This is a genomic window from Facklamia sp. P12945 (assembly GCF_050409485.1).
In the GTDB taxonomy this organism is placed as follows: Bacteria; Bacillota; Bacilli; order Lactobacillales; family Aerococcaceae; genus Facklamia.
Genome location: NZ_JBNUPJ010000020.1, coordinates 1 through 15,166, shown reverse-complemented (window position 1 = coordinate 15,166; position 15,166 = coordinate 1). Strand labels below are relative to the sequence as shown.

Here is a 15,166-nt window from a genome sequence, read left to right as displayed (position 1 = left end):
GAAAAACATCAATTATTTGTCGAATTTAAATCACCTTCTTCTAAATAGGGAGATGGAGCCCATTCTTGTAAGGTTATTTTAACATTCTTTTTAACGCATCCACTACAAATTTAAAATGAAAGAAACCTTATTTTTGTTCGAAATGAACAAAAGAAGGCGTTTTATTTGTAAACTGAGCAATCGAATTATATGAGGGAAAACGATATAATAGTAGACAAAGGGAGGGGTTTTCTTGTTATTCACAAAAATTCAAAAAGGTAATTATCAAGACTCTATTAACTTGATGCTTTTATCAGCAGAAATTAATAAAGTTGATGGTGTTACTCAAGCACAGGTTATGATGGCGACGGATGCAAATAAGGATATCTTTAAAGGGGCCGGTTTATCTACTCCTGAATTAGAATCTGCCGGTGCTAATGATTTGGCAATTGTAGTTGAAACAGAAGATCAAGCAGTTTTTGACAAAGTTTTAGAAGAAATCGATCATTTTCTGGCAGACCTAACGGTTAAGAAAGAATCTGATAATAAGGTAGATGTTGATAACTGGGAGGAAGCAATGGAAGCTTTACCAGATGCTAATTTAGCCTTAGTATCTATTCCAGGAGAGTATGCAGCCTATGAGATAGAAAAGGCGCTTGATAATAATTTACATGTTTTCTCATTCTCAGATAACGTTTCAATGGAAGATGAAGTGAGACTAAAAGAGAAGGCGCATGAAAAAGGACTCTTATTCATGGGGCCTGATTGTGGGACAGGAATCATTTCGAGTATTCCAATGGCCTTTACCAATGTTGTGAAACCAGGAAATATTGGCGTGGTTGGAGCTTCAGGGACAGGCATTCAAGAAGTCACAACTATTATTGATCGTTTAGGTGGTGGAGTAGTTCACGCTATTGGTACTGGTGGTAGAGACTTGAAGGAAGCAGTTGGCGCACGTACCATGATTGACGCCATTATCGCTTTAGAAAAGCACCCATTGACAGATGTCATCTGTGTTATTTCTAAACCACCTGCAAAAGAAGTAAGGGATCAAGTTGTTAAAGTATTACAATCCCTATCCAAGCCTGTAGTAGCTATTTTCTTAGGTGAAAAACCAACCGAACATATTGGTAATGTAGCTTTAGCTTATACATTAGAAGAAGCAGCTAGAATAGCAATAGACTTAGCTAATGGTGAAGAAGTCAAAGCTAAATATGTGGACGGGTTAGATAACCAAATCCAATCTCAATTAAAAGACAAAACAGTAAAAGGTCTCTACTCAGGTGGAACATTAGCAAATGAAGCAGCTATGCTAATTGCAGATGCTTTAGAACTAGGAGATATTCAAAACGAAGAAGGTTACATCTTAAATACGCACGGTTTCCAAGTGATGGACTTAGGAGACGATGTTTATACACAAGGTAAACCACATCCAATGATTGACCCAAGTATTCGAATTGAAAAGTTAGAAGAAGCTTTTGCAGATGAAAAGACAGGTGTTATTTTATTAGATGTTGTCTTAGGATATGGTTCACACCCAGATATGGCTAATGCTCTGATTCCTACTATTCAAGAAAATCTCTCAAAATTGGCTGATAGTGAACGTGAAGTTTATGTTGTTGCGACTGTAACGGGAACACCAAACGATCCTCAAGATTACGATAAGGCTGTAGCCAACTTAAAAGAAGCGGGCGTTTATGTTGAAACAACTAACGCAAAAGCGATTCGTTTAGCTTTAGAATTGATGGGCGTTCACTATCAATTTGCTGCTAAAGAACATGTGGCTTATACAGGCGAAAAGATCGAATTACCTAGTCCAAGTGAACACGTTCAAGAATTAGTGATGACTTCTCCACGTGTTATAAATATTGGTATCGAAAGTTTTGTGGATCCAATTATTAAGTTTGGAGGCAAAGCTATTCAATACAACTGGCGACCAAAAGCAGGTGGCAATAAGAAATTAATCAAGATCTTAAATGAACTAGAAAAACATGCAGAGGCTATTGATGAAGCCAACCAGAAAGTAATTGGTCGTATGCGAGATTCGCAACCTTACTTAATCGATGTGAAATATGCTAAAGAGGTTATCCCAGAATTAAATACGGATAAAAAAGTTGTTTTACATGCTGGACCACCAGTGAAATATGAAAACATGACGGGTCCAATGCAAGGTTCAGTTATTGGAGCGATGCTATTTGAAGGCTGGGCTTCCAATCATGAAGAAGCACAACAACAAATTGATGCTGGAGAAATCACCTTCATGCCTTGTCACCATGTGGGCGCAGTAGGCCCTATGGGCGGAATTACTACTGCTAATTTCCCTGTCTTTATCGTTGAAAATAAAGCAGACGGTACCACTGGTTACTGTATTATGAACGAAGGGATCGGAACGGTATTACGTTTCGGAGCCAACAATGAGGAAGTTATTACTCGTCTTGAATGGATGCGTGATGTATTAGGGCCTGTATTAGGACAAGCGTTACGTCAAATTGAAGGTGGTATTAATGTCAATGTTATGATTGCTAAAGCCATTACCATGGGTGATGAATTCCACCAAAGAAATATTGCGGCTTCCCTTGTATTCCTAAAAGAAATTGCTCCAATCATTACATCCTTAGATATTGATGCTAAACAAAAGCAGGAAGTGATTCAATTCTTAGCGGATACCGACCAGTTCTTCCTCAATATTGCGATGGCTACTGGCAAAGCGATTGTTGACTACGCACGTAAGATTCAAGAAGGCTGTATTGTTACCACTATGGCACGTAATGGTGAAAACTTTGGTGTTCGTATTGCAGCCATGGGTGACCAATGGTTTACTGCACCTGTTAATACGCCGAAGGGTCTATATTTCACTGGTTATAGTGAAGAAGACGGTAGTAAGGATATCGGAGACTCTGCAATTACAGAGACTATCGGTTTAGGTGGTTCAGCCATTGTAGCGGCCCCTGGAGTGACACGCTTTATCGGTGCAGGTGGTTTTGAAGACGCAGTTCGCATTTCCAATGAACAAGCAAAAATAGTCAGCGCACAAAACCCTAACTGGTCTATTCCAACTTGGGATTTCCGTGGAGCTAACTTAGGAATCGATATTCGTAAAGTTGTTGAAACAGGAATTGAACCAATTATTAATACTGGTATTGCACATAAGAAAGCAGGTGTCGGTCAAGTAGGTGCTGGAACGGTTACTGCTCCGATTGCTTGCTTTGAAAAAGCTTTAGTAGCTTTTGCGGAATCATTAGGAATTAAGGTGGATGAATAAGCTAGTAGCGGATAAAACAGCCCTATTGATCTCGACTTATCTTTTCCCCTTAGAAGATCAAATATATTGGGTCGACTCTGTCTTTGAACATGGGATTAATTTAGTCACAAGAAAGACAGAGGGTTCACAACAACTGATTTATCTTTCAGCAGTTAATCAAGAAAAGGCTTCTGTAATAGGCGTTCAGTTAGAAAACAAGCAAGTGTTTAATCAGTTGATGCGCTGTCTGAAGCCGGGTGAACAAATTCGACAGCGTAACCATTCATGGATTGTCTATACGCGCCCTTTACCCCTAAAAATTGATCTAGTCGACTATCAAAGATATTCTTGTTGTTTACCCGCTTATTCTTTAAAGCTAACCGTTAAAGATTTAAAACAGCTTATTGATAGCCTGAGAAAAGCCAAAGTTTATCAGCAATCGGCTTTTAATAAGTTAGCTACACTGCAAAATTACTATCAAAACAAATTGCTTGGCGATCTACAAAATGATTTATTGACTGATCCAGCTAAAATGTCAGATTTAGTCCAATTTCTTTTTGGTAAAGGGCTTGGACTAACTCCTTCGGGAGATGACTTTTTACAAGGAATGCTAGTTATGGAACAGAGTCTCTTAAGTCGCCGAGGTCCAATTGCTTCGTTTGAACAAACCTGTGTAATATTATCTAATCTCATCCAGCAAGCGCTGAAAGTAAAAGCAACAACTAAAGTTAGTCAAGCCTATTATCATGCTGCTTTAGCAAGACAAGTCAATCCGATATGGCTGAAATTGATTGAGGCGATAGAGAATCAAGCAACTGATCAGTTAAGTCAATCAATTCGTGCAATCCAATCGTATGGGCACACTTCAGGTAATGATATGCTCTTGGGAGCACAATTTTACTTACAACTAATACTAAAAAACAAACTTTTAAAAGGAGAGGTTTAAATGGGATATAAAAACAATAAAACAGGTTATAGAGATGGTTTATTAGAAAGTCGTGCTGTGGTTGAGAAAGACTTATATGCAATTTTACCGCATGATGGTTTAGTGAATAATCAGATTCCAGGATTTGAAAATGTTTTGATTTCAATTTTAGGCTCACCTGCTCTTGGCGCTAGCTTTAATGATTATATTGCAGAGTTCCAAGAAGGCGGTAAGAACGAACGTGGTTTTGGTGGAGAAGGGCTTGAAACATTTGCTTATGTTATCTCAGGTAAATTAAAAGTAAGTGATGGTAAAGAAGAACACCTATTAACAGATGGTGGCTACGCTTTCTTCCCAGTAGATCAATTAATGTATCTAGAAAATGCTCAAAAAGAGATAACAGAAGTTTTCTTGTACCAACGACGTTATGATGCTATTGAAGGTCATGAAGCGCATAAAGTGGTGGGTAATAAAGCTGATTTACAACCAATTGAGTATGAAGGTATGAAAGACGTCCTCTTATGGAACTTCTTGCCAACAGATGATTTTGGCTTTGATATGAATATTCATATTCTTGAATTCCAACCAGGAGCTAGTCATGGATATATCGAAACCCACTATCAAGAACATGGTGCTTATCTACTTTCTGGTCAAGGAATGTATAACCTTGATAATAAGTGGTTCCCGGTCGAAAAAGGTGACTACATCTTTATGGGAAGATATTCTTTACAATGCGCTTATGCTGTTGGACGTGACGAACCTTTATCTTATGTTTATTCTAAAGATGCTAACCGCAACCCTAAACTATAGGAGGATAAAATGACAGATAAAAATGAAACAGTAAAAATTCAAGCCAGTCGTCTACAAGACTTAATAAAAAAGAAGTTAATGGCAGCAGGACTACCAGAAGATTCGGCTTTAGAAACGGCTAAACACTTAACTTATGCTGATTTATCTGATATTCATTCTCACGGAGCTGTTCGTGTTGCATATTATGCTGAACGCATTGCCAAGGGGGGCGTGACCAAAGAACCGAAGATTACTTATACAAAAACAGGTCCTGCGACAGCTACTTTTGATGGTGACAATGGTCAAGGACATTATATTGCTAATCTTGCTTTAGAAAAAGTCATCGAATTAGTAAAAGAAAATGGAATTGCCATGGTAGGAGTCACCCATGTTAGTCATACAGGTATGTTAGCTTACTATGTTGAGAAGTTGGCAGAAGCTGGTTATGTTAGCCTGTCGATGACACAATCTGATCCTATGGTAGTGCCTTTTGGAGGGTCTGAAAATTATTTTGGAACCAATCCGATTGCTTTTGGTGCACCTCGCAAGGAGGGTCGTCCAATCTTCTTTGATATGGCAACCACTGTTCAAGCTTGGGGCAAAGTCTTGGATGCGCGTTCAAAGGGCGAGTCAATTCCGGATACCTGGGCAGTTGATGCTGAAGGTAATTCGACCACCGATCCACATAAAGTAGCAGGTCTTTTACCAATTGCGGGTCCCAAGGGATATGGTTTAATGATGATTGTTGATATTCTTTCGGGTATGCTCTTTGGCTTACCTTTTGGTAAGAGTGTCTCTTCAATGTATAATGATTTAGACAAGGGCAGAGACTTAGGACACGTTTATATCGCGGTCGACCCAGCACGCTTTACTAGCTTGGATCAATTTACTTCCAATATTGAACAGATGGTAGAGGAGTTGCATGCTATCAAACCAGCTGATGGCTTCGATCAGGTCTACTATCCTGGAGAATTAGCGGTTTTAAGCACAGAACGTAATCTTGAAAAAGGGATTGATATTCCAAAACATATTATCGATTACCTTGAGTCAGATACTGTTCATTTTAATCAGTATGGTAATAAAGGCGCTTTTGCTGAATAAACCACATAAGCTTAGAAAAAACAAGATAATTAATAAATTTAAAAATAGTCTAACAATCTATCAATTGCTAGACTATTTTTTATATTGAAGAAAGTGATAAGCGTCAAGTCTTTTAAAAAAGGAAGATGAAAATCAGTTATAAAATTGCTTAAGCAAGAAATTGTTATTTTGGTTAGTCTCAGTCTAAGTTGTTTTATATCCTATAAAAGATGGCTTGTAAAAGTAGGAAGGAATTAAATCTCTTGGTATAATGAGTTTACTAAGGAGATGGTTTGTGTGGTATCCGTAGAAAAATTATTAACAATCGACTACCTCTCGGAGATTAAATTATTAACAGATAGAAAAACAATTGAACACCAAGAAGTTAGTAACGTCGAAATAACTGAAACACCCGATGTTGAGTTTTATATCAGTCCGGAGACGTTAATTCTTACAACCGGAATGATTTTTAAAGATGATCAGTTGCAGATGATTCCCTTTATCGATTCATTAATTCGTGCTAAAGGAGTAGGTTTAGCCATTAAATCAGGACGTTTTCTTAATGGAGAACTCCATCCCAAAGTGATTGATTATGCCAATCAGCGCAACTTTCCTATTATTAATATACCTGATAAATATCCACTCGGACGCTTACTCCATCAAATTTCAAATTATATCTGGAATCAACGAAAAGAAGAAATTGAGTTTGCGCTAAGTATTCAAAAGCAATTCTCAGACCTTTTACTTAACAATACTTCCATTGATAAAGTAATCAATGAATTCAGTAAAATCATTAAATGTCCGATTATTCTCTTGAGCCCAATAAAAAAAGTGGTGAGTTATTCGCATCATTTCACTAAAAAACCACTTCTTATTCAATCGTTGCAGGAGCAGTTTCAAAAGCGATTTAAACAAAAACAAGTCCCTAATGATTATTTTAAAATGAAAGATGAAAATGACCAGACACTTCTAATCTCTGCCAGCAGTGTCTTTGTATTTAAATACTTTCCCCATTACTTGCTCATATTAAACCCAGAGAATATGACCTACCCCATATCTGCCTTTACGATTGATCAAGCCAAATTAGTTCTTTCCTATATTCTTTATAAAACGGAAAAAGTTTTTTCCAGCTATTTACACACTTCCTCTAGTTTTATGTTAGAGACTATGGGAGGAGATACCTTAAATAAAGGGATTCTTTATAAAACGATTGAAGAAATTAAATATGTTGACTCCAACTATTACTTGGCTGTTGAAGTAAATGTTTCAAGTGCACTGGAACCTAAATTAAAAACAGTTAAACTCTATGAAAAATATGCGTTAATTTTAGATTTTCTAAAAATTTATGGTCAAGAATATTTTAAGGATATGTTTTTATTTCAAACAGACGCTAATGCCCATCTCTATCTAATCTTACAAAATCATGTCGGTAATCTGGATGAGAAATTAATGCAGTGTCATGATGATTTGTTAAAACTGGTTAATATTGACATGATTTTTAGCGTCGGCGAATCAGTCAGTTCAATTGATCAAGTATCCAGGTCGATTGACCAAGCATCCTTAGCATTTAAAGCTCGATTGACAGATTATAATAAAGAGACTATTAGCTATTATAACAATTCGGGAGTTCAACATCTTTTTCACGATATCGACAGTAAAGATATTAATTATTTTTGCGAATCAGTACTAAAAGAGTTAGCGTATCCTCAAACAAATAATTTAAAAGAATTACGTGAAACCCTTAAGGTATACTTAGATAATCAGTGTGAGACAACGTTAACTGCCAATATACTATTTGTTCATCGAAATACCGTCAAATATCGTATTGAGAAATGTCAAGAATTATTAGGAGTTGATGTTACCGACCCAAGAGCGTCCTTAAACATTAGAATAGCCTTAATGCTTAGCGTCTAGCTTATCAGTCATATGCAGATCAGTTTGAGCAAACTCTTATGGCTCATCGCTGGAGTTAAGAGAGTTTGCTATTTTATTGCAAAGGACTTTAATAAAGATAAAAAATGCTAAAAGTTAAAACCTCTTGAAAAAAAACGAACGTACGTTCTATAATGTTGAAGAGGTGATTCGATGTTGAAGGAAGAACAAGCGCTGGAAATTAATTTTTTTGATTTGGCCTATCGACAATTAGAAGAAGATTATATGAGATATTCAGCTGTAGGTTTGCCTCTTTATTGTGTAATCGACAGCATTATTAAGATGATGCAAAGAGATGAGATAACATTTTTTATCTTACCTCGAGCAAAAAGTTTAGACGGCAAAAATCATTGTTTTTATTTTCGTGTAGTTGATAAGTTCTATGAATATCGTGGCTGTGATTTGTTTTAAAATTTATTTAATGGACAAACATGCAGAACATATTATTAATAAGTAAAGATGTTATAATCAAAATGGAAACGTTTTTTTGAATTGAGTTGAGGGGTACCTAAAGGTCGTTAGTTTAAAATGTAAAAAGGAATGATAAATATGTTAGAACAAACAAAGAGTCAAGCTGATAATAGAACAAATTTTTGGATAATAGCTGATTTCATCTCTTTTTTTCTTACCATATTTGTCAATTATTTGGGGGGATCAGGTTTAATTAATGATATGAGCCAGCAAGAAGTATCTGCTAAATATACAACACTGATTACTCCCACTGGTTTTGCTTTTAGTATATGGGTTGTGATTTACACCTTAGTGTTAATCACGCTGACTTATTTAGCCTTTAAGCGTGATGATAAAAAAATTATGCATACTATTTCACTGATTTCTCCTTTATTTATCGTTTCCTGTCTTTTTAATATGGGTTGGATCTTTAGTTTTTCATACGAATTGATAGGTCTTTCTGTTGTGATGATTTTTATATTACTCTTAGCATTAATGAAACTGATTGAAAAAATTAATTATAATAGTAAAAACATTTCTTATAATTTACCAGCTTACGCTTTTACACTCTATGCTGCTTGGGTTTTAATCGCAACTTTTTTAAACATCTCTATTTTCTTAGTCAAAATAGGCTGGGATGGCTTTGGTATCTCAGATTCAGTGTGGTCATTGGTGGTTATTATTATTGCCATTGTTTTCGTTGTAGGCTATGTCTTTATGTATAAGAATGCTTTCTTTCCTATCTCAATAGCTTGGGCTTTCTATGGCATTTATAGTAATTATGAAGAAGGTGTACATAGTCCGGAATTAGTAACAAGTATTAAAGCTGTCTTATTAGCTGGTTTAGCTATCTTAGTAGTATCGTCTATCTATCGGTTTGTTAGGAATAAAAATAGCATCTTCCCAAAGGATCTAAACAGCCAAAATCAATGAGTAGAAAGGGAACAAATATGGTGGGTCAAAATTTCAAAAAAAGAAAGTCAATCTCTTTGGAGAAGAAATAAGTATTTAGTTCTTTCTAAATTACAAAATATTTACTTAGAGATTAAAGAGCACCTTAAAAATGATCATGTTGACCTCGAATATGTTCGTGGAAAAAAGATATTGCCGAAAAATGCCAGAAAACCAAAAGCAAAGCGTAAATGCCTTGCTTCATGGATGGGCTTATTTTAAAAAACAAGCCAATCAGCAGGAAAAAGATGATTTTTAAGCAGCTTAGAGGTCTATCCACAAGGAAAAATCGAACCAAAAGATGTCATTAAATATATCAACCATTTACTTGAGCGATACACCAATTCTTATTTGCAGGCATCGACTTTACTAAAATAAAAGCGAATTTAAATAAATTTCCAATTAGAGTCTTCTACTCATTTAATTTAAGTTTTTAACTAGGATTGAATGGTGAAAGGCTCTTTTTATTAGAAAAAACCTTCCAAAAGGAAGGTCAAAATTAATTAGAGTTAATTTGAAGGTTGATATCTACCAAATGCGATAAGCTATAGCAAAATCCATTTGGCCAATAGCTTTATCCCAACGACAAGTCATAAAGGCAGCCATGTCATCGCCATTTCCGTAATAGGCAAGGAAGGGAATTGAATCTTCATTATAGAAATAGTTATATTGGAAGTCAGTTTGAATGGGAATGATTGCTGTGATTTCATAGCCTTTGGATATTCCGTCCTTATCTGTAACAATAAATTCATTACCCGGTTCAAAATAATTGTTGCTAGCAAAGGGAGCAAAAGCTCCTGTATTAATATGGTCATAATAATGGCCAAAAAAGGTACGGATACCATTCATTCCAACTTGAGGAACACCATCTATCCCTAATACATCATTCACTTGGTCAAAGTCATCTTTACTGCCTGTATTATCTTCTAAAGGAATATATTCGACGACGATCCCATTTGATTCGATGGTATTGGGGTTTTTTCCTAAAACTTTTCCCTCGGTATGCATAACGTCTAAATAGTTTTTTGGAATGATGGCTTCTTGATTTTGATAGTCTTTGTTCTTCTTATCATACTTTGTGACTTTTGAATTGCCATCCTTGATTAATTGTTCGGTCATCGCCCCTGCTTTAGCAGTTTCTTTTTTTTCTAGTTTCAAACTGGATTGAATTTTTGCAGGAATTCTCTCTTTTTCTTTATTTTCAGCACTGGCCTCAAGGGTTACTGTCATAATTCCTAATGTTAAACAGAGGACTTTAATAAAAAATTTATTCTTCATAGTGACCACCTCTCAAATGATTTGTTATTTATAATATGCTATACAAGTTATCAAATAGCAACAACTTTCACTTTAATGTAATATAGAAGAAAGACTGATATATAAATCTATAACATTAAATCAGATTATTCAGCTTAAAATTATCAAGCAATAAATTTAATTCTTAGCTAAAAAGGGTGTGTAAGATGAATATTCATTATCAAAGTAAACAAAATCTATCTAATAACGACATACAAGCAGCAAAAGATCTTTTAACACACAAACATCAAGTGGATCGAACCTTTTCTGATCCGTATCTATTTAATCGATACAATTTTGATCGATCAATGCCTAGTTTTTTTACGGCCTATAAAGATCGGAAAATGATAGGTTTATTAGCAGTTTATGCCGATGATGCTGAAGCGGAACTTTCAATAATTGTCGATCCAAACTATCGACGCAAGGGCATAGCATCTAAACTTTACGAAAACTTTCAATCAGAAACTGCTTCTTATGGAATTAAATCTCTTACTTTTAAAACGGAACGCATATTTATAGATGAAAATCCAAAATTTTTAGTCTCTTTAAACTTATTGTTAACAGATGAGGAAGTATTAATGGCTTATGGGACAAGTCCTTACTTAGTTGAAGAACGTTTTGATATTAAAGTTCTGATTGCTTCTGAGGAACATGTAGAGGAAATTGCTCGCTTTCAATCCGAAAGCTTTGAGGATGATTATGAGCTGAGCCTACGATATGCTAGAGAAACAGTAGCAAACCAAGAAAGCCCCATCTATGTAGCCCTATGCCAAGGGTATGTAGTTGCATCCATTTCTGCTGACCAAAGCTCAGATGTCAATTATTTATTTGGTGTTGCAGTGGACCCAAATTTTCAAGGGCAGGGAATTGCCACTTACCTAATGAAGCAAACAATTAATGATTTGATTCAATCAAATCATAAGCCTTTCCACTTAACAGTTGAAGCAGATAACCAAACTGCATTTAATCTTTATAAAAAGTTAGGGTTTAAGGAAATCACTCGTATTGTCCACTTAGAACTTAAAAAATAGAACATTTAGTACAGCCACTTGACTTTCTAGCTCTTAATTTATGAAAGCATCATTTACTTTCAAATAAAGTTTGACAGATCAATAATTTTGGACTATACTAGGTAAGTAGTAAAGAAATAAGTTAATTAAGTCATTTCCATTCAACAAATGTAAATCTTCTTTTTAATTATTTAGTTATTGCAATACAAAGTGCTTAAGACGCACACAGGAGGATTTATATATGAATACAGGTACAGTAAAATGGTTTAATGCCGATAAAGGTTTTGGTTTCATCGAAGGACAAGATGGGAAAGATGTTTTTGCACATTTCTCAGCCATCTCTGGAGACGGCTTCAAAACATTAGATGAAGGCCAAGCAGTGTCTTACGATATTGTTTCAGGCGATCGTGGCGACCAAGCCGCAAACATCGTAAAACTTTAATATAATTTAAACCCACCAGCTTTGCTGGTGTTTTTTTTGTGTTTTTTTATAAAAGGATTGACAAGTGTTATATACTGTTATACACTGTTTATGAAAGGGGCAAAATGCATGCAAATAATTATCGATAATACAAGTATGACTCCTCTTTATGAACAAATTGTAGACCAGATAACTGCAATGATTCTAGCAGGAGAAATACCGACTGCAAGTGCGCTTCCTTCCGTGAGATCCCTTTCTAAGGAATTGAAGATCAGTGCGCTAACGGTCAAAAAAGCTTATGACCAATTGGAGAGAGAAGGGTTTATTGAGACAATTCATGGTAAAGGCTCCTATGTTTTAGAAGCCAATCAAGAACTTTTACGTAATGAACAGTTGATGCAAGTGGAAGCTATAATGGCTCAAGCAATTGAGAAAGCACAACTTTTTCACTTAAGTAAAGATGAAATGCAGTCCATATTTGATTTATTAATGGGGGATTGGGATGTTAAAAGTTAATCATTTAAAGAAAAATTACGGTTCTTTTCAGCTCGATTGCAGTTTGCAAGTTAAAGAAGGAATGGTAACTGGCTTTTTGGGTAGGAACGGATCTGGCAAGACAACGACGATTAAGGCGATTCTTGGTTTGATCTTTCCTGATCAAGGGGAAGTTGAACTTCTTGGGCGTCCGGTTAATCAGTTATCTGGTCATGACAAGGAGAAGTTGGGGGTCGTTTTGTCGGATTCCAATTTTAGTCGAGTGATGAATTGTAAAGATGTTTTAGCTATCTTAAAGCGTAGCTATCGAAACTTTGATGAGGCCATGTTTAGACATTTTGTAGACCAGCAAGGCTTAACGTGGGATAAAAAGTTTGAAAAATTTTCGACAGGTATGCAGGCAAAACTGAAAGTAATTACGGCCATTTCGCATAAAGCTCAATTTTTAATAATGGATGAGCCGACCTCAGGGTTGGATGTAGTGGCGCGTGAAGAAATATTAGATATTTTGCGTGAATACTTAGACGAGTCTCCGCAAACGAGCATTTTAATTTCTTCCCATATTGCCACAGATTTGGAAGGGATTTGCGATGATTTCTACCTTATCGATCAAGGTAAAATAGTTATGTACGAGGAAATGGATCAACTTTTATCTAGCTATGGTATTTTAAAGCTTCGTCAAGAAGAACTGGATCAGATCGATCAATCGCATATCATTAAGATTGATCAGACAAATTATGGTTATTGCTGCTTAACCAATCAAAGACAGTTTTATTTGGAAAATTATCCACAAGTAATTATCGAAAAAGCTTCGGTGGATGATTTAATTAAATTAATGGTAGGTGGTCGCAAATGAAAGGATTGCTTTATAAAGATTGGCTACTAATTCGTAAGATGGGTCTGCAATTTCTGATACCAGTAGTGGTAGGAATCATTGTGCTTTATAGTGGGGACGATAAATTATTTTTTATGACTTACACCTCGATGGTAGGTCTATTCTCCATTATTTCGACTATTTCTTACGATGAGTATGATAATGGCATGCCCATGCTTTTATCGCTACCGTATACACGGCAAGACTATGTGCGTTCAAAATATTTGTTTGCAGTTATAACCATCGTTACTTTATTGATTTTTGAAGTGGGCTTAATCACCAGTATGGCTACCTTCAAAAATATTGAAGAATTTTCTTTTACTGACAACTTTCTTGAAATATTGAGTACTTTAGTGGTATCTTCTGCTATGTGTTGGATTTTGCTTCCCATTCATTTAAAATATGGTGTTAAAAAAGCAATGATTGCCATGATGGTAGTAGGTGGCTTATTATTTGGAGGAATAATGGGAGTTCTTTATCTTATTAAGGAGTTTAAGTTAATTTCATTGGATCAAATACAGTTCTTGCAAAATTTCTTAGCAAATGATTGGAATGTTTTCTTTTTATTCATACTAGTGATAGCAGGAATGATGGGCATATCCTATTATATAAGTAGCAGAATTATGCAAAAGCGGGAGTATTAAATTGTGAAGGCAAATATAGAAATGTCATTGATCAAGATTAAACGTTCACTTAAGTCATTCATATTAAAATTCAGCTTAGAAAATCAATGCCCCTTTTTGATGTTCTCCACGAATAATTAATCAGTGTAAAGCGATGTAAAATTAATAAAAGGAGGTGGTGGCTTATGAAAGGTTTGCTATATAAAGATTGGCTATTAATTCGCAAGACCAAGTTACATATTTTTTTACCAATAATAATGATTTTCATTATCTTGTATATTAAATCTGGTGACCTGGCTTTGATAAGTGTTATTTCAGTTTCAATCTTATCTTTGATACTGTCACCCATGACTTATGATGAGAGGGAAAATGGGATGCCAATGCTTTTGACCCTACCATATACCCGCCAAGATTACGTATATTCAAAATGCTTTTCCTTAATCATAGGGTTAATAGGTTTATTAGTTTTTGAAGTTTATTTGACTTCACTCGTCGCTTATTTTCAAAGTCCACAAACTTTCAATTTTATAGACAATCTTTTGACGATACTAATGATTTTGGCTGTTAGCTCAATCCTGGTTTTGATACTGTTACCTATTCAATTAAAATTTGGCTCAGAAGGGACACTATTAATAATCTTTAGCTTTTTAGTCCTTTGTATTGTTGGAGTGGTCCTCTTTTTATTCAGTGAAAAGATAATTTCAACAGATTTATACAGGATTTTGAAAAACTTCTTTTCAAATAAATGGAGCCAACTCTTTACTTCCATACTAGTCATGAGTTTTACTTATTTTGCTTCCTTAATTATAAGTATGAAGATTATGAGAAGACGTGACTATTAAATGAACAAGGGAGTAAAATTCGACAATCATTTAAGTGTTTTCAGCTGAAACATTTCATCGAGTAATAATATATAGGATGTTAAAGCAGCTATTTAATAATTCGTATCATTTCAATTGGCTTACAGCCGCTTGACTTCCCAGCTAATTATATATGAAAGCATCATTTACGTTTAACAAAAGCATCATTTACTTTCAAATAAAATTGTCAACCGTAAATGAAAATGTCCTGAAATTTTAAAAATTTGCGGGATAAAACTA

At 35.2% G+C, this 15,166-nt stretch carries 14 protein-coding genes and 1 pseudogene; 14 read left to right on the top strand and 1 reads right to left on the bottom strand.

Going from position 1 to position 15,166, the window contains the following annotated elements; all coding sequences use genetic code 11:
- The first annotated feature begins 232 nt into the window (after positions 1-232).
- The 8 genes and pseudogenes from fdrA (at position 233) to ACQV2X_RS07165 (ending at position 9,725) form a co-directional block, all read left to right on the top strand.
- The gene (fdrA, locus tag ACQV2X_RS07200; protein WP_428874213.1) at positions 233-3,241 is read left to right on the top strand and encodes an acyl-CoA synthetase FdrA; all 3,009 of its coding nucleotides are present in this window, start codon (positions 233-235) and stop codon (positions 3,239-3,241) included.
- On the top strand, positions 3,234-4,166 hold the full coding sequence (locus tag ACQV2X_RS07195; protein ID WP_428874214.1) for a DUF2877 domain-containing protein: 933 nt from the start codon (positions 3,234-3,236) through the stop codon (positions 4,164-4,166). Before fdrA ends, ACQV2X_RS07195 begins: the two co-directional genes overlap by 8 nt.
- Positions 4,167-4,955 (top strand): (S)-ureidoglycine aminohydrolase, encoded by a 789-nt coding sequence (gene allE / locus ACQV2X_RS07190; RefSeq protein WP_428874215.1) that lies wholly within the window; start codon positions 4,167-4,169, stop codon positions 4,953-4,955. It abuts the gene before it with no gap.
- A 9-nt stretch (positions 4,956-4,964) separates the two neighbouring features.
- Positions 4,965-6,035, top strand: a complete 1,071-nt coding sequence (gene allD / locus ACQV2X_RS07185; RefSeq protein WP_428874216.1) for an ureidoglycolate dehydrogenase — start codon at positions 4,965-4,967, stop codon at positions 6,033-6,035.
- 276 nt (positions 6,036-6,311) lie between these two features.
- Positions 6,312-7,928, top strand: a complete 1,617-nt coding sequence (locus tag ACQV2X_RS07180; protein WP_428874217.1) for a PucR family transcriptional regulator — start codon at positions 6,312-6,314, stop codon at positions 7,926-7,928.
- Between the two features lie 171 nt (positions 7,929-8,099).
- On the top strand, positions 8,100-8,357 hold the full coding sequence (locus tag ACQV2X_RS07175) for a DUF5960 family protein (RefSeq protein ID WP_428874218.1): 258 nt from the start codon (positions 8,100-8,102) through the stop codon (positions 8,355-8,357).
- 138 nt (positions 8,358-8,495) lie between these two features.
- Positions 8,496-9,329: a TspO/MBR family protein gene (locus ACQV2X_RS07170; RefSeq protein ID WP_428874219.1), complete on the top strand. Its 834-nt coding sequence runs from the start codon at positions 8,496-8,498 to the stop codon at positions 9,327-9,329.
- 130 nt (positions 9,330-9,459) lie between these two features.
- Positions 9,460-9,725 (top strand): annotated as a pseudogene (locus ACQV2X_RS07165) (DUF1722 domain-containing protein).
- Positions 9,726-9,875: 150 nt separating this feature from the next.
- Here the strand turns inward: ACQV2X_RS07165 and ACQV2X_RS07160 are convergent.
- Positions 9,876-10,625 (bottom strand): hypothetical protein, encoded by a 750-nt coding sequence (locus ACQV2X_RS07160; protein WP_428874220.1) that lies wholly within the window; start codon positions 10,623-10,625, stop codon positions 9,876-9,878.
- A gap of 185 nt (positions 10,626-10,810) precedes the next feature.
- Here ACQV2X_RS07160 and ACQV2X_RS07155 point away from each other — a divergent pair, with 185 nt between their 5' ends.
- The 6 genes from ACQV2X_RS07155 to ACQV2X_RS07130 all read left to right on the top strand — a co-directional run bounded on the left by ACQV2X_RS07155 (position 10,811) and on the right by ACQV2X_RS07130 (position 14,908).
- Positions 10,811-11,674, top strand: coding sequence for a GNAT family N-acetyltransferase (locus tag ACQV2X_RS07155; protein ID WP_428874222.1), 864 nt, complete (start codon positions 10,811-10,813; stop codon positions 11,672-11,674).
- Between the two features lie 220 nt (positions 11,675-11,894).
- Complete coding sequence (locus ACQV2X_RS07150) at positions 11,895-12,095, top strand: cold-shock protein (protein WP_428874223.1); 201 nt, start codon at positions 11,895-11,897, stop codon at positions 12,093-12,095.
- 108 nt (positions 12,096-12,203) lie between these two features.
- Positions 12,204-12,590 (top strand): GntR family transcriptional regulator, encoded by a 387-nt coding sequence (locus ACQV2X_RS07145; RefSeq protein ID WP_428874224.1) that lies wholly within the window; start codon positions 12,204-12,206, stop codon positions 12,588-12,590.
- Positions 12,577-13,425 carry an ABC transporter ATP-binding protein gene (locus tag ACQV2X_RS07140; protein ID WP_428874226.1) on the top strand — a complete coding sequence of 283 codons (849 nt, stop codon included), beginning with the start codon at positions 12,577-12,579 and terminating at the stop codon, positions 13,423-13,425. The genes ACQV2X_RS07145 and ACQV2X_RS07140 overlap by 14 nt, the downstream gene beginning before the upstream one ends.
- Positions 13,422-14,087 (top strand): ABC-2 transporter permease, encoded by a 666-nt coding sequence (locus ACQV2X_RS07135; protein WP_428874228.1) that lies wholly within the window; start codon positions 13,422-13,424, stop codon positions 14,085-14,087. Before ACQV2X_RS07140 ends, ACQV2X_RS07135 begins: the two co-directional genes overlap by 4 nt.
- Positions 14,088-14,251: 164 nt before the next feature.
- Positions 14,252-14,908, top strand: coding sequence for an ABC-2 transporter permease (locus ACQV2X_RS07130; protein WP_428874229.1), 657 nt, complete (start codon positions 14,252-14,254; stop codon positions 14,906-14,908).
- Positions 14,909-15,166: the final 258 nt, after the last annotated feature.

Coding starts and splice junctions, on each gene's coding strand:
- ACQV2X_RS07155 (WP_428874222.1), top strand. CDS start 10,811: ATGAATATTCATTATCAAAGTAAACAAAATCTATCTAATAACGACATA.
- ACQV2X_RS07160 (WP_428874220.1), bottom strand. CDS start 10,625: ATGAAGAATAAATTTTTTATTAAAGTCCTCTGTTTAACATTAGGAATT.
- allE (WP_428874215.1), top strand. CDS start 4,167: ATGGGATATAAAAACAATAAAACAGGTTATAGAGATGGTTTATTAGAA.
- ACQV2X_RS07150 (WP_428874223.1), top strand. CDS start 11,895: ATGAATACAGGTACAGTAAAATGGTTTAATGCCGATAAAGGTTTTGGT.
- ACQV2X_RS07130 (WP_428874229.1), top strand. CDS start 14,252: ATGAAAGGTTTGCTATATAAAGATTGGCTATTAATTCGCAAGACCAAG.
- ACQV2X_RS07145 (WP_428874224.1), top strand. CDS start 12,204: ATGCAAATAATTATCGATAATACAAGTATGACTCCTCTTTATGAACAA.
- ACQV2X_RS07135 (WP_428874228.1), top strand. CDS start 13,422: ATGAAAGGATTGCTTTATAAAGATTGGCTACTAATTCGTAAGATGGGT.
- ACQV2X_RS07195 (WP_428874214.1), top strand. CDS start 3,234: ATGAATAAGCTAGTAGCGGATAAAACAGCCCTATTGATCTCGACTTAT.
- ACQV2X_RS07170 (WP_428874219.1), top strand. CDS start 8,496: ATGTTAGAACAAACAAAGAGTCAAGCTGATAATAGAACAAATTTTTGG.
- allD (WP_428874216.1), top strand. CDS start 4,965: ATGACAGATAAAAATGAAACAGTAAAAATTCAAGCCAGTCGTCTACAA.
- ACQV2X_RS07175 (WP_428874218.1), top strand. CDS start 8,100: ATGTTGAAGGAAGAACAAGCGCTGGAAATTAATTTTTTTGATTTGGCC.
- ACQV2X_RS07140 (WP_428874226.1), top strand. CDS start 12,577: ATGTTAAAAGTTAATCATTTAAAGAAAAATTACGGTTCTTTTCAGCTC.